Source organism: Streptomyces sp. NPDC026673, from assembly GCF_040638135.1.
GTDB lineage: Bacteria > Actinomycetota > Actinomycetes > Streptomycetales > Streptomycetaceae > Actinacidiphila.
The window spans coordinates 112958-128786 of record NZ_JBEZXR010000001.1; the positions used below are offsets into that span (position 1 = coordinate 112958).

Annotated in this window: 17 protein-coding genes; 10 read left to right on the forward strand and 7 right to left on the reverse strand. The window is 74.2% G+C overall.

The genetic code is table 11. The features are described 5' to 3' along the window. Nucleotides 1-179 precede the first annotated feature (179 nt). Nucleotides 180-674 carry a hypothetical protein gene (locus AB0F62_RS00525; RefSeq protein WP_361790234.1) on the reverse strand — a complete coding sequence of 165 codons (495 nt, stop codon included), beginning with the start codon at nt 672-674 and terminating at the stop codon, nt 180-182. Nucleotides 675-1040: 366 nt separating this feature from the next. Here AB0F62_RS00525 and AB0F62_RS00530 point away from each other — a divergent pair, with 366 nt between their 5' ends. From AB0F62_RS00530 to gdhA, 3 genes are all read left to right on the forward strand, one after another. Further along, entirely contained in the window at nt 1041-1583 is a 543-nt protein-coding gene (locus tag AB0F62_RS00530) for an RNA polymerase sigma factor (RefSeq protein ID WP_361790237.1), read from the forward strand. Beyond that, nucleotides 1580-2089 (forward strand): hypothetical protein, encoded by a 510-nt coding sequence (locus tag AB0F62_RS00535; protein WP_361790240.1) that lies wholly within the window; start codon nt 1580-1582, stop codon nt 2087-2089. Before AB0F62_RS00530 ends, AB0F62_RS00535 begins: the two co-directional genes overlap by 4 nt. 239 nt (nt 2090-2328) lie before the next feature. Next, the gene (gene gdhA, locus AB0F62_RS00540; protein WP_361790243.1) at nt 2329-3675 is read left to right on the forward strand and encodes an NADP-specific glutamate dehydrogenase; all 1347 of its coding nucleotides are present in this window, start codon (nt 2329-2331) and stop codon (nt 3673-3675) included. Nucleotides 3676-3756: 81 nt separating this feature from the next. On the opposite strand, the gene AB0F62_RS00545 is transcribed toward gdhA, so the two are convergent. Together AB0F62_RS00545 and AB0F62_RS00550 are read right to left on the reverse strand one after the other, a co-directional pair. Continuing rightward, the gene (locus tag AB0F62_RS00545; RefSeq protein WP_361790246.1) at nt 3757-4287 is read right to left on the reverse strand and encodes a TerD family protein; all 531 of its coding nucleotides are present in this window, start codon (nt 4285-4287) and stop codon (nt 3757-3759) included. Between the two features lie 30 nt (nt 4288-4317). After that, nucleotides 4318-4602 (reverse strand): hypothetical protein, encoded by a 285-nt coding sequence (locus AB0F62_RS00550; RefSeq protein ID WP_361790249.1) that lies wholly within the window; start codon nt 4600-4602, stop codon nt 4318-4320. Between the two features lie 175 nt (nt 4603-4777). On the opposite strand from AB0F62_RS00550, the gene AB0F62_RS00555 reads away from it, so the two are divergent. The 3 genes from AB0F62_RS00555 to AB0F62_RS00565 all read left to right on the forward strand — a co-directional run bounded on the left by AB0F62_RS00555 (nt 4778) and on the right by AB0F62_RS00565 (nt 7008). Then, complete coding sequence (locus AB0F62_RS00555) at nt 4778-5311, forward strand: SigE family RNA polymerase sigma factor (protein WP_361790252.1); 534 nt, start codon at nt 4778-4780, stop codon at nt 5309-5311. Continuing rightward, nucleotides 5295-6131, forward strand: a complete 837-nt coding sequence (locus tag AB0F62_RS00560; RefSeq protein ID WP_361790255.1) for a hypothetical protein — start codon at nt 5295-5297, stop codon at nt 6129-6131. Before AB0F62_RS00555 ends, AB0F62_RS00560 begins: the two co-directional genes overlap by 17 nt. An 82-nt stretch (nt 6132-6213) precedes the next feature. Continuing rightward, the gene (locus AB0F62_RS00565) at nt 6214-7008 is read left to right on the forward strand and encodes a L,D-transpeptidase family protein (protein WP_361790258.1); all 795 of its coding nucleotides are present in this window, start codon (nt 6214-6216) and stop codon (nt 7006-7008) included. On the opposite strand, the gene AB0F62_RS00570 is transcribed toward AB0F62_RS00565, so the two are convergent. Then, nucleotides 6998-7342: a hypothetical protein gene (locus AB0F62_RS00570; RefSeq protein ID WP_361790261.1), complete on the reverse strand. Its 345-nt coding sequence runs from the start codon at nt 7340-7342 to the stop codon at nt 6998-7000. The two genes, AB0F62_RS00565 and AB0F62_RS00570, sit on opposite strands and share 11 nt — an antisense overlap. A gap of 756 nt (nt 7343-8098) precedes the next feature. Here AB0F62_RS00570 and rho point away from each other — a divergent pair. The 3 genes from rho (at nt 8099) to AB0F62_RS00585 (ending at nt 10710) form a co-directional block, all read left to right on the forward strand. Next, nucleotides 8099-9295 carry a transcription termination factor Rho gene (gene rho, locus AB0F62_RS00575; RefSeq protein ID WP_361790264.1) on the forward strand — a complete coding sequence of 399 codons (1197 nt, stop codon included), beginning with the start codon at nt 8099-8101 and terminating at the stop codon, nt 9293-9295. A 72-nt stretch (nt 9296-9367) separates the two neighbouring features. Then, a complete protein-coding gene (locus tag AB0F62_RS00580) occupies nt 9368-10015 on the forward strand; it encodes a histone deacetylase (RefSeq protein WP_361790771.1) in 648 nt (215 codons plus the stop codon). Between the two features lie 287 nt (nt 10016-10302). Next, nucleotides 10303-10710 (forward strand): STAS domain-containing protein, encoded by a 408-nt coding sequence (locus AB0F62_RS00585; RefSeq protein ID WP_361790267.1) that lies wholly within the window; start codon nt 10303-10305, stop codon nt 10708-10710. On the opposite strand, the gene AB0F62_RS00590 is transcribed toward AB0F62_RS00585, so the two are convergent. Continuing rightward, nucleotides 10612-11598: a sigma-70 family RNA polymerase sigma factor gene (locus AB0F62_RS00590; RefSeq protein WP_361790270.1), complete on the reverse strand. Its 987-nt coding sequence runs from the start codon at nt 11596-11598 to the stop codon at nt 10612-10614. The genes AB0F62_RS00585 and AB0F62_RS00590 overlap by 99 nt on opposite strands. Nucleotides 11599-11692: 94 nt before the next feature. Between AB0F62_RS00590 and AB0F62_RS00595 the strand changes: the two genes are divergently transcribed. Beyond that, nucleotides 11693-12097 (forward strand): VOC family protein, encoded by a 405-nt coding sequence (locus tag AB0F62_RS00595; RefSeq protein WP_361790273.1) that lies wholly within the window; start codon nt 11693-11695, stop codon nt 12095-12097. Between the two features lie 26 nt (nt 12098-12123). On the opposite strand, the gene AB0F62_RS00600 is transcribed toward AB0F62_RS00595, so the two are convergent. Both AB0F62_RS00600 and AB0F62_RS00605 read right to left on the reverse strand, forming a co-directional pair. After that, the gene (locus tag AB0F62_RS00600; protein ID WP_361790276.1) at nt 12124-14571 is read right to left on the reverse strand and encodes a SpoIIE family protein phosphatase; all 2448 of its coding nucleotides are present in this window, start codon (nt 14569-14571) and stop codon (nt 12124-12126) included. A gap of 81 nt (nt 14572-14652) precedes the next feature. Beyond that, nucleotides 14653-15432 (reverse strand): SDR family oxidoreductase, encoded by a 780-nt coding sequence (locus tag AB0F62_RS00605; protein ID WP_361790279.1) that lies wholly within the window; start codon nt 15430-15432, stop codon nt 14653-14655. Between the last annotated feature and the right edge of the window lie 397 nt (nt 15433-15829).

Genomic DNA, 15829 nt, shown 5'->3' on the forward strand with positions numbered 1-15829 from the left:
CTTCGGCCTGTCGCACACAGCGACGGCGGCGGGCGCACGCGTTCCGCGTGGGCGGGTCGCATCTCCGGTCCCGGTGCCCGGCCGCGAGCGTCGCCCAGCCGGCGGTGCGGCGGGGGGCCATGCCGCACCCGCGTTCCGGCTCCGCCGCACCCCGGGCCGGTACGGGCGGCGCCCGGAAGTCAGCTGGAGAGGTGGACGGTCAGCCTGGCATGCGAAACGTCGATGTTGACGCCGTCCATGTAGCCGCGGGCGTCGCGGTAGGCGCCGGTACCGCCGGTGATCGCGAGCGTGAACCTGGTGGGGAAGCTGACGATGAAAGGCGCGAAGCCCTGCAGGGTGATGTCGCCCTTGGCCAGCCGGAGGGTGGACTCGCACTGCCGCAGACGCTTCTCGAGGCTGACGACGGTGCAGACGAAGCCGCCGGTGCCCACCCTGCGGCCGTACTGGGAGAAGTCCGAGAAGCCGATGGCCTGGTCGCCGAGGCTCAATCCCGTCGAACCCACGTCGACGGTGGAGAATTCCTTCACGGAGTCGTCCAGTTTGATGACCCTCTCGCCGGCACCGTGCGGGCCGGGGTCCCGGTCCGGGGAGGCGGCCTGCGCGAGCGGTCCGTATGCGAGGATCCCGGCGAGTGCGGTCGCCGCGACCGGCGCCATTGCCTTGAAACGACGCATTGTGCGTCTCCTTCGAGCTTGGTGGAGTGACAAGCGGCAATTAATCCGACTTATCGCTCCATTCATGGCTCAATCGGGAGACCGATTCATCAGGCGCGCATCGGTTGTGCGGAAAGACGACCCGATCGGACGCCGGGGCCGATCCGCGGCAACGGATCGCGGCATCCCGCGTGGGGGACCGCACATCGTTCGGTCTGCCTCCCGATCGCGGAGGCTATGTGGATATGCCGATGACCAGCGGGAACGTGACCGAAGCCGAGCCCTCGGCGTCTCTGGTGGGGGGTGCTCCGTGCCGCCGCGCTGTAATCGCCGGCGCGTGGCCGGACATTACCCGGTGACAGCTGGTTCCGGGGAGGAAGGGCGCGCATGCCGGCACGTGAGGATCCGCAACGGCACGAGATATTGGAAGAGTGGTACAGGGCTCACGCCGACCGGGTGATGGGCTATCTGCTGCACCGCACGGATCGTGAGACCGCGCAGGACATCCTGTCGGAGACGTTCCTGCTGGCGTGGCGCAAGCAGCGGTCCGTACCGGACGACGCGTTGCCCTGGCTGCTGGCGGCGGCTCGCCGCCTGCTCGCCAACCGGGTGCGCTCCGATCTGCGACGGCAGGCGCTCGCGCAGCGGATGGCCGCCGTGATGGAACGTGCTCCGCACGAGGTGTTCGAGGACCGCATAGGGGACCGCGAGCGCGTGTTCCGGGTGCTGATGTCCCTGTCGGAGGGCGATCGCGAAGTCCTGTTGCTCACCGGGTGGTACGACCTGAGCGCGCAGCAGGCGGCCGGGGCGCTGGGGTGCAGCAGGGCGGCCTACGCGCTGCGCCTCCACCGGGCCCGCAAGCGGTTCCGCGCGGCGCTGGAGCAGCGGGCCGCGTCCTTCCCCACACATGATTCGGAGGTACACGCATGACGAACGACCCTGTTCTGGACGCTGTCCGGGACCTGCGCCCGCAGGGCGCCGAGGGCTGGAGCGATTCCGTCGACGGGCGGGAGACGCTGCGGAACGTGCTGGGCCGGGCGGCGCCCCGGAGCACGGGGCGGCGCTCGTTGCGGGTCGTCGTGGCCGGCGGCGCGGTCGTCGCCGCGCTGGCGGGAGGCGGGGTCGTGGCGGTCGCCGGGGGCCTGCCGTTCGGGAAGGACTCGGGGGCGCAGGTGATGTGCGCCCGCACGCTCGCCCGCGGCGCGGACCTCTCCGGGCTGCCGTCCGAGGCGATCAAGGAATTCGACCCGCGGGACCCCGGCAAGGCCTGTGCGCAGCGCTGGGAGGAGATGTGGGGCCCGGCCGAGCCCGTCCCCTCGTCCTTCGCGGCCTGCTACTACCCCGGCGCCGCCGGCAAGGTCGTCTGGCCCGCCGAGGGTCTCGGGCAGGACGAGGCCTGCGCCCGCATCGGGGCCCGGCCCATTCCCGTCGGGTAGTCCGGGCCACGCCGGTTCCCCCGCGATCGGCGGCGCGCAGCCGATCGCGGTCCGGAGCGCGGTTTCCCGGGGTCCTTACCAAAAGGGCGCGGGTCGCAGGGGCGACCCGGTGACATTCGGCGTACGCGGTTGCTCCAGGTGACACCTTGCTTTCTTCCGTCCGTACTCGTTGACACGGCGACGGCCGGGCGCGGCGCAGCTGCGGGCGCGTCCGGGACATCAGACGAGAGAAGGCGCGCATGAACGTCAGTGCTCACATCGAGGCCGTCTACGCGGACGTCCGCCGGCGCAATGCCGGGGAGACGGAGTTCCACCAGGCGGTTGGGGAGGTGCTGCACTCGCTGGCGCCGGCGTTGGAGGCGCACCCGGAGTACGCGGAGGCGAGGATCGCGGAGCGCCTGTGCGAGCCGGAACGGCAGGTGATCTTCCGTGTGCCGTGGGTGGACGATCAGGGACGCGTGCGGGTCAACCGGGGGTTCCGGGTGGAGTTCAGCAGTGTGCTCGGCCCGTACAAGGGGGGCCTGCGCTTCCACCCGAGCGTCGACCTCGGGATCGTGAAGTTCCTCGGCTTCGAGCAGATCTTCAAGAACGCGCTGACCGGGCTGGCGATCGGCGGCGGCAAGGGCGGCTCCGACTTCGACCCCAAGGGCCGCTCGGAGGGCGAGATCATGCGCTTCTGCCAGTCGTTCATGACCGAACTCCACCGCCACCTGGGCGAGCACACCGATGTGCCGGCCGGGGACATCGGCGTGGGCGGCCGGGAGATCGGCTACCTCTTCGGGCAGTACAAGCGGATCACCAACCGCTTCGAGGCGGGCGTCCTGACCGGGAAGGGCATCGCGTGGGGCGGTTCGCACGCGCGGACCGAGGCCACGGGGTACGGGGCGGTGTACTTCGCCGCCGAGATGCTGGCCACGCGCGGGCAGGGCTTCGAGGGGCGCAGGGCGGTGGTCTCCGGATCCGGGAACGTCGCCGTGTACGCGATCGAGAAGGTGCGCGCACTGGGCGGTTCGGTGGTGGCCTGCTCGGACTCGGGCGGCTACGTGGTCGACGAGGACGGCATCGACCTCGAGCTGCTGAAGGAGGTCAAGGAGGTGCGCAGGGCCCGGCTGTCGGCGTACGCGGAGGCCAAGCCGACGGCGCGGTACTCCGAGCGCGGCTCGGTCTTCGACGTGCCGTGCGACATCGCGCTGCCGTGCGCCACGCAGAACGAACTGGACGGGCAGGACGCCGGGGCGCTGGTGAAGAACGGCGTGCTGGCGGTCGCCGAGGGCGCGAACATGCCGTGCACCCCGGAGGCGATCGAGGTCTTCCGGGAGGCGGGTGTCCTCTTCGGCCCGGGCAAGGCCGCGAACGCGGGCGGTGTGGCGACCTCCGCGCTGGAGATGCAGCAGAACGCCTCCCGCGAGGTGTGGACCTTCGAGGAGACCGAGGCCCGGCTCGCGCAGGTGATGCGCGACGTCCACACCCGCTGCCGCGCCACCGCAGCGGCGTACGGAGGCACCCCGGACGACTACGTCCTCGGCGCCAACATCACCGGCTTCCTGCGCGTGGCGGAGGCGATGGCGGCGCAAGGCGTCGTCTAGGCGGAACGACCCCGGGGCCCGGGGCGCCGTGCCCTCCCGTGCCGCACGGCACGGGAGGGCACGGGCGTTCCCGGACGGGGGTCAGGAGGCGCCGCCGCCCATGACGCGGGCGAAGGCGGCCGGTTCGGCGTCAAAGCCGCGGACGCCGGGACGGAACCGCCACTCGCCGGCCTCGCCGCGGCGGAACTCGCCGACGGTGGCCGCCGTGGCGGCGGCGACCTCGCCGAGGTCGGAGGCGGCGAGGTCGGTGTGGCTCGCGACGACGCGGACGCCGGTGCCCGCGACGTCGCCGAAGGTCAGGCGGCCGCCGTGCTGCTGCACGACTATGCCGACGACGACCCGGCCGTAGGAGGGGGCGAGCCGGTCGAGTTCGAGGGTCATCACCTCGTCGAATCCCAGCCCCTTGCCGGTCTTGCTGTCACGGTCGAGGGTGATGGTGCCGTCCGGGGAGCGGCTGTCGAAGTGGACGAGGTACGCCGGGGTGCCGTGCGGGTCGGCGGCGGCGTACGTCGCGGCGACGATGTCGAGGTCGCTGGCCGGCGCGCCGATCGGGCTGGGGTCCCACTTGAGCTGGACCTGGACTTTGCCCAGGCCCTTGGTGACGTTGTTCACTCTGGCTCTCCTTGCTTCACGGGGTCGGGTTCAGCGGCGGCCGGTGACGCGGACCGGGGTGACGCGGACCGTGACGCGCTCGCCGGCGTCGCGGGACGCGGGGTGGAAGGCGGCGTAACGCAGGCCGGTGTACTTCCGCGGCGGCTCGCCGAGCAGCCGGTGGCCGGTGTCCGCGGTGACGATCGCGTCGCCGCGGATCTCGGCGCAGGCGTACGGGCTCTCGGGCGGGTCGACCATGACGGGCACGCGCGGGTCGCGGCGGAGGTTCCTGCCCCGCAGGTGGTTCTTCGGACCGTCCGAGAGTACGGCTGGCACAGGTAACGCCCTTTCGTATGCCATCAGTTGGGGGCGGTCGTGCTCCGCGCGCCCGCCCGAGGCGGCAACGAACGAGGGTGACCCCGGATTCCTGGCAACCGACCCCCCGTCCCAGATGGTTCATCGGGTGTGAGGTCGGGAGCACGGACAGGAACGCGATGGCGAGGACACCACGGTGAGGGATGCGGAGACGGACTTCGAGAAGTTCGTCGCCGCGCGCGGGCCGCGGTTGCTGCGGGTCGCCTGGCTGCTGACCGGGGACGCGCACCTGGCGGAGGACCTCCTGCAGACGGTCCTGGCCAAGGTGTGGCCGAAGTGGCGGGGCATAGCCGGGGAGAACCCGGAGGCCTACGTCCGCAGGGCGCTGGTGAACACGGCCTCGTCGTGGTGGCAGCGCCGCTGGCGGGGCGAGGTGCCGCACGGCGAGGTGCCGGACGCGGCCCCGGCGGCCGGGGCGGACCCGTTCGCCTCGGTCGACCTGGAGCAGTCCCTCGCGGTCCTGATACGCCGCCTTCCCGCGCGGCAGCGGGCGGTCGTGGTGCTGCGCTACTTCGAGGACCTGAGCGTCGACGAGACCGCCGAGGTGCTCGGCTGCAGGCCGGGCACGGTCAAGAGCCAGGCGGCCAAGGCGCTGGCGGTGCTGCGGGGGCAGATCGCGGCGGTGCCGAGCCTGGCGAGAGGGGGTGAGCGGTGTGAACACGGGACCTGAGCCGGAGGAGGAGTGGGAGCTCAGCGTGCTGCTGGAGCGCGTCGTGCCGCAGCCGCCGGCGCCGGGGGACCGGATGGCCCGGATCAGGCGGCGGGTGCGGCGGCGCAGGCGGCGCCGCGTGGCCGCCGCCGCGGCGGCGGCCACGATCGGCGGCGTGACGGCGATGGTGGTGGCCGCCGCGCTGTTGCGGCCGGAGGGCGCCGTGACGCCCCGGGGGCAGCGCGTCGATCCCGCGGCGTCGCCGTCCCGCTCGGTGCCGGCCCCGGGACCGTCCCTCCCGGAACCGACCCGGAGTCCGGGGTCCGGGCTCGCGATCGTCCGGCTGGACGGTCTGTACGGGCTGACCCTGCGGGTGCCCGACGGCTGGCGGTCCTTCGAGACCGCCGACCCGGATTCGCTGGTGGTCGGTTTCGTCGGCTCGGGGCCGTTCCGCAAGCGCGGCGACTGCCCGAAGGAGGAGCGGGGCAGCTACTCGGTCTGCGCGCCGGTGGGCTCGATCGCCGAGGGCGAGGTGCTGATCTCGTTCCGGCAGGTGGAGGGGGTCGGTGCCGAGAACGGCGACGGGAGGTTCCTGGTGAAGGGCGTGCTGCCCGCGCGCGCGGGCTGTCGCGTACTCGGCGGTGACAGGGAGCTGACGGCCTGGAGGGCGAACCCCGATCCCGAGTCGGTCGTCGGGCTGACGGTCAGCGCCTGCTTCCACCGTCCGACGTCGGCCGTCGTCGACGCGGTCATGGCGAGCCTGGAGTCGGCGCGCCTGGAGTCCGCGAGCCTGGGCTCGCCGTCACTCGTCGTGCCGCGCGGGTCCCGCGCTCCGGGCTGAACCGACGGTCCCGGACCGGCCCGTCGGCGAAGTTCTTCACTCCGCCCCCTCCTCCCTGTTCTTTCCGAATGACACGAAAGGCATGTCCATGCCCGCATTCCGCCGCCGTGGCGGTGTTCTGTCCGGCATATCGGTCGCGGTGGCCACCGCCGGTGTGCTGGCCGGTTGCGCTCCCGCGGCGACCGTGGCCGGGGCGCCGCGAGCCGCGGCCGCCGCGCCGTCGCTCGCCGCGCCGGCAGCCGCGGCACCGTCCCCCGAGGCCACGCCCGAACCCGCCGTCCCGACGCTTCCGGACGAGGTGCCCGGGCTCGGTCGGCGCACGCTCGCGGCCATCCCGGACGACGCGCGCCAGGTCGTCGTGGTGACCGGGGACGGCAGGAACTCGTCCCGGTCGCGGGTCGTGGTGCACGAGAGAACGCCCGAAGGCTGGCGTGGCGGCGCGAGCTGGCCCGCGCGCAACGCGCAGCGCGGCTGGACGCGTGACCACCACGGCGGCGACAGGCGCTCGCCGATCGGCGTGTTCGGCCTCACCGACGCCGGGGGCCTGAAGGCGGACCCGGGCACCCGGCTTCCGTACGACCGCTCCGGCGGATTCCGGATCGTGGGCACCGGCCTCGAAGGGGAGCCGCTGGAGGGCTCGTTCGACTACGTCGTGGCCATCGACTACAACCGCAAGCCCGGCACCTCGCCGCTGGACTGGACCCGCCCCATGGGCGCGGCCAAGGGCGGCGGCATCTGGTTCCACGTCGACCACGGCGGGCCCACGCACGGCTGCGTCGGTCTGTCCAAGGCCCACATGCGGCAGTTGCTGCGGACCCTGGATCCGGATCTGCACCCGGTCGTCGTGATGGGCGACGCGGCCTCGCTCAGCCGCTGAGTCGCGCCGCCCGCGCGGCCTCGTCCGCTCCGACGGCGCCCGGCCGGGAGCCGCCGAACTCCCAGTGGGTGGCTCCGAGTCCGCCCGCGGCCAGGGCGGCGTCGATCCGGCGGCGGACCTCGGCCTCGTCGTCGGGCGCGGACGCGAACAGCACGCGCAGCCGCAGTTCGCCACCGTCCCCGGGAGCGGCGGCGGTGTGGTGGGGTGCGAGGGGGCAGGGCGGTTCGTGCTCCCAGTGGCCGCACAGGGCGGCGGTGATCGCGGCGCCCGGTGCGCGCTCGTCGCCTCCGGGGGCGAGCGTGACGACCGCGTCGTGGGCGAAGGCTCGGCGCACGTCTCCAGTATGGGCGCCCGGCCGCCGCACTCGTCGCGCGGACGCATCGCCTTGTGCCGGACGCGCCGCCGCAACGCGGAGAGCGGCGGCTCCGGGGCGGCACGCGGGCAGCGCCTCGGGGCCGTGGCCGTCGTAGCGGTACGTCGCCTACCTGGTGCCGCTCCCGGTGGCGGTGCCGCCGGTCGTCGTCGGCTGCCGCCGAGCACGCCGCCCGACGCGGCCGGGAACGCGTACGAGATGCCGAACCCGCCCGTGCAGCGGGTGCCACGCGCGTGCGCCGTGGGGAGAGCCCGCACTCCGTGCCGCCCCCGCGGGCTGCCGGCCGGTGGCGGGCGCCGCCGGTGCCGGGGCGCGGATGCCCCGCGGCACCGGTGATCCGGGTGGTTGCGACCGCCCTGACCTCGTGCCCGCCGGCGGGAGGTGGCCCGGACCGCACCCGGCGACCGTAACGGCCGCGGGGCCGGGGCCCGGCGGACGTGCGGTGTCCGCACGAGGATGTGGCAGGGCCGCGACACGCAGGCCGAGACGGGACCGGGACGCGGTGCTACAGTGCGGACAGCACGGCTGTGCGCCGCTCTTCGGCGCCGGTGCCTTTCCGCGTGACCGCCTCGCCGCGGTCCGCTCCCGCAGTCCGCTGCGGTGTTCCCGTTCGCCCTCGCCCCGCGTCGGCGACTCCCCGAGGCTTCGCCTCTTCTGCCGCGTGACCCGGCGGCCGGCCGATCCGCCGCCGCGCGCGCCTTTCCCCGAGGACCGCGTATGTCCACTGCTCCCACCCCTTCCGCTTCCGCTTCCGCTTCCACCCCCGCGCCCACCCCCGCGTCCACCCCCGCATCCACCCCCGCTTCCTCCGGTCAACGGCTCGTCGCCGTCGCCGGCGTCCTCGACACCACCGAGGGTGGACGCGGCTTCCTGCGCACCGCCGGCTACGCCGAGGGCCCCCACGATGTCCTGGTGCCCCCGGAGGTGATCAGGCGTCACGGGCTGCGCAGGGGCGACGCCGTCGAAGGCGTGGCCACCGCCGGCCGGTCCCGCGCCCTCGTCCGCGCCGAACACGTCGGCGGGCTGCCCGCCGATCTCGCCCGCGGGCGGCGGCGCTTCGCGGAGCTGACCCCGCTCCACCCGCGCGAGCGGCTGCGCCTGGAGTCTCCCAAGGGCGGTCTGGCGACCCGGGTCGTCGACCTGCTCGCGCCGGTCGGCAAGGGGCAGCGCGGGCTGATCGTGGCGCCGCCGAAGGCCGGCAAGACCATGCTGCTGCGCAACCTGGCCGACGCCTTCGCGGACAACCATCCCGAGTGCCACCTGATGGTGGTGCTCCTCGACGAACGGCCGGAGGAGGTCACCGAGATGAAGCGGGCGGTGCGCGGCGAGGTCGTCGCCTCCACCTTCGACCGCACGCCGAAGCAGCACATCGCCGTCGCCGAGCTGGCGGTGGAGCGGGCCAAGCGGCTCGTCGAGACCGGCCGGGACGTCGTCGTGCTGCTGGACTCCCTCACCCGGCTGTGCCGGGCGCACAACAACGCGGCGTCCTCGGGCGGCCGGACGCTGTCCGGCGGCGTCGACGCGGCGGCGCTGCTCGGCCCGAAGCGGGTGTTCGGCTCGGCCCGGCTCGCGGAGGAGGGCGGTTCGCTGACGATCCTGGCCACCGCGCTGGTCGACACCGGATCCCGGGCCGACGACTACTTCTTCGAGGAGCTGAAGAGCACCGGCAACATGGAGCTGCGCCTGGACCGGGCGCTCGCCGACCGCCGGGTCTTCCCGGCCGTGGACGTGGCCCCGTCGGGCACCCGGCGCGAGGAACTGCTGCTCGGCCCGGCCGAACTGGCCGCCTCCCGCGGACTGCGCCGGGCGCTGCGCGGTGCCGGGAGCTTCGAGACGCTGCTGGAGCGGATGCGGGCGACCCCGGACAACGCCGCCTTCCTGCGGCAGATCCGGGGCACGGTGCCTGCGGCGTGACGGCCCGGCACCCGTTCGCCACGCCCGCCCCGCCCCGCCCCGCATCATGGTTCGGTGACCACACCGCAGCGCGTGGGGCCCCGGGAATCCGGCGGGAGGGACCGGCGGCCCGGTTTCGTCTGGTACGCCGCGTACGGCTCCAACACCCATCTCGTGCGCCTCAACAGCTATCTCGCCGGCGGGGTGCCGCCCGGCGGCGGCCGGGAGTATCCGGGCTGCCGGGACGCGCGGCCGCCGCTGCGGTCGGTGCCCCTGGAACTGCCGGGGCGGATGTACTTCGCCACGCGGTCGCCCGTCTGGTCGGGCGGCCGGGCCTTCTACGACGCCGAAGCGCCGGGCGGCGGGGTGCGCGCCCTCGCCCATCTGGTGACGGTCGGCCAGTTCTCTGACATCGCCGCCCAGGAGATGTACCGGCAGCCGGGGACGGACCTCGACCTGGCCGAGGTGCTCCGGCACGGCCGGGCGCGGCTCGGCGACGGGAGGTACGAGACGCTGCTGTACCCCGGAGACGTCGACGGCCACCCCGTGCTCACCTTCACCGCGCCCTGGGACGCCGCGGGCACCGAGCACGTCAGGCCCTCCGGGGCCTATCTCCGGCACATCGCCGAGGGGCTGGCCGCTTCGGGCGCCTGGGATCTGCCCGGCATCGTGGCCTACCTCGCCGAGTGCGCCGACGGGGAGTGGGAGGCACGGGAGATCGCGGCGCTGCTCGGACCGTGACCGCGGTCGCCGATGGATTACGGCGCCGCCGCCGGTCCTAGGTCGTGTCGTCACATGCCCGCCTGCCCCGCGGTGCCTGGCACGGCGCCTCGCTGCGTTGTCGAATCGTCCGAGTAGCCCACTACGAGGACGACTCTCCGCCTTGCGATGCACCGCACCAGACGCCGCTGGGCCCGCCCTTCGGGCGGTGGGGGCACCTCCCGGCGGTAGCTGGGGGAGCTCATTTGACGACACGACCTAGGGATGTACGCGCCACGCATCCCCGGACCCGCACCAGGAGGTCGCCCATGGCCAGGCCCGCGCCGCCCCCGTCCGCGCCCCGGCCGGACGGAGGGCCCGCCGTACTCGTCCTGACCGGGAGGCTCGACCGCGCCGGGATCCCCCCGCTGGTCGAGCGGTTGCGCGCGCTGCTGCGCGAGCGGGGTGGCGGCACGGTGCTGTGCGACGTGGGCGGACTCGAGGGCGCCCCGGACGCCGTGCTGATCGACGCGCTCGCGCGGCTCCAGCTCACCGCCCGGCGCCACGGTGGCCGGATCCGGCTGTGCGGCGCCGGGAGCGCGCTGCGCGGACTGCTCGCGCTCACCGGGCTGGGCGAGCTACCCGGCCTCGGGTTCGAGGCGGGCGGGGAGGCCGAACAGCGGGAAGAGCCGTTCGGTGTCGAGGAAGGAGTTGAGCCCGGTGATCCGGCCGTCTGATATCTCGATGACCTGCAGCGCCCACGGCTCGTGCCCCCCGTCGGGGCCGGGCCGGTACTGCCCGAAGCCCGGAGTGCCGTTGGCCGTGACCGGGACGAGCCGCGAACCGCGGCAGCCTGAGCCGATCCCGAGCATCCAGCCCCGGATGTCGGCGTGCCCGCGCAGCCACAGGCCGAAGGGCGGCATCGACAGCGTGGCGTCCTCGTGGAGCAGCGAGGTGAGGGCGTCGAGGTCGTAGGACTCGAAGGCGGCGACATAGCGGCCGAGCAGGGCGCGCTGTTCTTCGTCGAGCGGACGGGCCGGGTCGGTGGCGGCGGGGCCGACGGCGGCGAGGGCGGCGCGGGCCCGCTGCAGCGCGCTGTTGACCGAGGCGACGGTGGTGTCGAGCAGCTCGGCGACCTCGGCGGCCTTCCAGGCCAGTACCTCGCGCAGGATGAGCACCGCCCGCTGGCGCGGGGCGAGGTGCTGCAGGGCGGCGACGAAGGCGAGGCGCACGCTCTCGCGCCGGTCGGCGAGGTCGGCGGGGTCGCCCGTCTCGGGCAGGACGCGGCCGTCGGGGGCGGGGGAGATCCAGGTGCTCTCCGGCAGCGTGCCGGGCAGCGGGCCGTCGGCCGTGCCGGGCGAGGCCAGGTCCATGGGGCGGGCGCGGCGGCCGGTGCCGCCCAGGATGTCCAGGCAGGCGTTGGTGGCGATGCGGTACAGCCAGGAGCGGAGGCTGGAGCGGCCCTCGAAGCGGTCGTACGCCCGCCAGGCCCGCACCATCGTCTCCTGGACGGCGTCCTCTGCCTCGAACGCCGAGCCCAGCATCCGGTAGCAGTAGCCGGTCAGTTCGGTGCGATACCGCTCCAGCTCCTGTGCCACATCCGGGGGTGCAGCGAGATTGCTCATGGTTCTCCTCCGCCTTCCGATGAGTTCCGGAGCGCCCACGGGTCTACTTCAGCACAGAGCACTGACAGAACCCCGGAACGGAACGAGGCGGACCATGCCGACCCAGATCTTCGTCAACCTCCCCGTGCAGGACCTGCCCAGGTCGAAGGCCTTCTTCGGCGGCCTCGGCTTCTCCTTCGACGCCCGCTTCACCGACGACAACGCCGCGTGCCTGGTGATCGGCGAGGGCATCTTCGCGATGCTGCTCGTCGAGCCCTTCTTCCGGCAGTTCACGAAGAAGGAGGTCGCGGACGCCACGAAGACCACCGAGTCCATCCTCTGCCTGGGCGTCGAGTCGCGGGAGCGGGTGGACGAACTGGTCGACACGGCGCTGTCCACGGGGGGTTCGCCCTCGAACGAGCCCATGGAGCAGGGCCCGATGTACGGCCGCAGCTTCCAGGACCCGGACGGCCATCTGTGGGAGGTCGCGTACATGGATCCGGCGGCGCTCCAGGGCTGACCGCCGGGCCCGGGCGGGGCGGGTGCTCAGCGCGGGGGGACGCCCGGAAGCTCCTGTTCCGCCCAGATCAATTTGCCGTCCGCGGTGTAGCGGGTGCCCCATCTGCGGGTGAGCTGGGCGACGAGGAAGAGTCCGCGCCCGCCTTCGTCGGTCGTCCTCGCGTGCCGCAGCCGCGGCACCGTGTTGCTGCCGTCGTAGACCTCGCAGATGAAGACCGACTGCCGGATCAGCCGCAGCCGGATGGGGCCGGAGGCGTGCCGGATCGCGTTGGTGACCAGCTCGCTGACGACCAGTTCGGTGGTCGTCCGCAGTTCCTCCAGCCCCCACTCGGCGAGCTGGCGCCCGGCCAGCGCGCGGGCCTCGCTCACGACCGCCGGGTCGACGGGCAGGTCCCAGGAGACGAACCGGTCCGGGGTGAGCGCGCACGTACGGGCGAGGAGCAGGGCGACGTCGTCGGCGGGCGGGCCGGGCAGCAGGGTGTCCAGTACGGCCGTGCACAGGTCCTGCAGGGGCAGCCCCGGGCGGGCCAGGGCGTGCGCGAGCCGGTCCAGGCCGACGTCGACGTCCTCGCCGAAGGTCTCGATGAGCCCGTCCGTGTACAGGGCGACGACGCTGCCCTCGGCCAGTTCGAGTTCGGCGGACTCGAAGGGCATGGCGCCCAGGCCGAGCGGCGGGCCGGCGGGCAGCTCGGCGAAGGTGACCCGGCCGGAGGGGTCGACGAGCGCCGGCGGCGGGTGCCCGGCCCGGGCCATCGTCAGCCGGCGGGTCACCGGGTCGTAGACGGCGTAGAGGCAGGTGGCGCCGGTGACGGTCGTGGCGACGGACTCGTCGGCGCTCTCCTCCTCGGTGAGCCGGATGACGAGGTCGTCCAGGTGCGCCAGCAGTTCGTCGGGCGGCAGGTCCATGTCGGCGAGGGTGTGGACGGCCGTGCGCAGCCGCCCCATGGTCGCCGCCGCGGTGAGTCCGTGCCCGACGACGTCCCCGACCACCAGTGCGATGCGCGCCCCGGACAGCGGGATGACGTCGAACCAGTCGCCGCCCACGCCGTCCCGGATGTCGGTCGGCAGGTAGCGCGAGGCGACCTCCAGTGCCGTGCCGCCGGTCAGGGCGTGCGGCAGCAGGCTGCGCTGCAGGGTCAGCGCCGCCTCGTGCTCGCGGGTCCAGCGCCGGGCGTTGTCCAGGCACACCGCGGCGCGGGCCGCCAGCTCCTCGGCGAGCAGCAGGTCGTCCCGCTCGAAGGAGCCGGGCCTGCGGTGCCGGAGGAAGGTCACCACGCCGAGAACGGTGCCACGGGCCAGCAGCGGGACCCACATCACCGACCGCATCGCGAACTCGCGGATCTTGGCCGCGCGGGCCGGGTCGTCGGTGAGCCAGGACGCCCGGTCGATGGCGATGTCGGGCTCCAGCTCGGACCGGCCGGAGATCATGCAGCGGACGTGCGGGGAGGTGTCGCCGGCGTTGATCCGCTCGCCGAGCGCGACGATGGACTCGGGGGTGCCCCGGTGCACCGAGCGCATCCCGGAGCGGCGCAGCGGGACCCCGCGCAGCGCCTCGCCGGTCGGCGGCTCGTCGCCGCGCAGCACCGGTTCCAGCAGGTCGACGGTGACGAAGTCGGCGAGCCGGGGGACCGCGACGTCGGCGAGTTCCTGGGCGGTGCGGGTGATGTCCAGGGTGCTGCCGACGCAGGCCCCGGCCTCGTTGAGCAGCGCGAGGCGGGCGCGCGCCCGCCACCGGTCGGTGACGTCCATGCCCATGTAGCAGACGCCCATCACCCGGCCCTCGGGGTCGTCCAGGCGGTAGAAGGACGTGGAGAAGGACCGCTCGCGGTACGGGGCGGCCAGGGTCCAGCCCTGGTACTCGTGGTCGATCACGGGCTCACCGGTGAGCAGCACCTGGCGCATGATGTCCTCCAGCGCCCCGGTGTCCAGACCGGGCAGGGAATCCGCCATGCGCATGCCGATGCGGCGCTCGCGCGGTACGCCGCCGAAGCGTTCCAGGGTGTCGTTGAGCCACACGTAGCGCAGGTCCGGGGTCAGGACGGCCATGCCGATCGGCGACCGGGTGAGGAAACCCTCCAGGATCGCGCTGCTCACCGCCCAGGAGGGGGTCCTGGCCAGGTCGATCGCGGACACCAGCCAGCGCTCCCGGCCGTCGGAGTCCGTCAGCGCGGACACCCGCAGTCCCAGCTGGATCCGCCGTCCGTCGCGGTGCCGGGCGGCCACCAGACCGCCCCAGATGTCCTGGTCGCGCCACTGGGCGACGACGTCGGCGGCCTCGGCCGACTGGTCGGGGGAGGCGAGCAGCAGGGCCGCCGCCCGGTGCAGCGTCTCCGCGGCCGGATAGCCCAGCAGGTGCTCCGCGGCGGCCGTCCAGCCGACGATCGTGCCCTTGTCGTCGATCAGCGCCGACGCGGCGTAGGCGAGGTCGAACGGTGCCTCGGCCGGCGCCGCCGCGCTTCCCTCCGGGGTGACCATCAGGGGTGTCCCATTCCCGTGGTTCCGTGTCTTTCATGCTAGGACCTCCCGACCGAGGGGGCTCCCTCGCTCCGGACCCGCTCAGGAGAGCGGGTCCGGGGGCCCGGGCGGCGCGGCGGGGCGCAGCGCGTGCAGACCGCCGTCCACGGGGAGCGCGGTGCCGGTGACCGCTGCGGCCGCCGGCCCGGCGAGGTAGGCGACGGCGTCGGCGACCTGCTGGGCGGTGACCAGCCGGCCGCTGGGCTGGCGGGCGCAGAGCGCGGCCCGCTCGGCCGCGGGGTCGGGGGCGGCGGCGATCAGCCGCTCCACCCAGGGTGTGTCGACGGTGCCGGGGGTGACGCAGTTGACCCGGACCCCCTCGGCGAGGTGATCGGCGGCCATCGCCAGGGTGAGCGCCAGGACGGCACCCTCGCTGGCCGCGTACAGGGCCTGGCGCGGCAGCCCGGAGGTGGCCGTGACCGAGCAGACGTGGACGATCGACGCGTAGGGGGAGCGGCGCAGGTACGGCAGCGCGGCCCGGCTCGCGCGGACCACGCCGAGGACGTTGACCTCCAGCACCCGGCGCCATTCCTCGTCCGGGTTCTCCTCGACGGTGCCCACGGCCTCGATCCCCGCGGTGTTGACCAGGGTGTCCAGCCCGCCCAGGTCCTCCACGGCGCGGCCGACCGCCCACCGTACGGAGGCGTCGTCGGTCATGTCGGCGGCGAGCGCGTGCAGGTGTCCCGGTGCCCGGCCGGGCGCGTGGTCCAGTACGGCCACCCGCGCGCCGCACGCCGCCAGCGTCTCCGCGGTGGCCAGTCCGACGCCCGTGGCCCCGCCGGTGACGATCGCGGCGAGACCCCGCAGTTCCCGGGCGGTCATCGGGCCGCTCCGGTTCCCGCGCGCGTGACATTGCTCCCCGAACGGGTCGGGCGCAAGTACCCATCACTCGTACGGGTGAAGCCCATCTCCGCGGCCCGCCCAGGTCCCGCCGTCCTCGCACGCCGCCGACGGCAAGGCGGCGGGTCACCGGGGGCGCCGCCGTACGGGCGGGGAGCGGTCGAGGGGGTGTGCCGCCGGGGTGGGGCCGCCGGATCCGGGGCGGCGGTCGTCCGTACCGCCGGGGGGTGCCGGGCGGCGGGCCGCGCGCGTGCCCCGCGGGGCGCATGTGACGTGCGGAAGCGCTGCTCGGGGGTCCTCGCGGGGGCGGCTCGCCCGGTGTGTTCCTGCGCGCTCATGAGGGCCTCCCGGGACGCGGGAACCGGCGTCGTCCCTGATC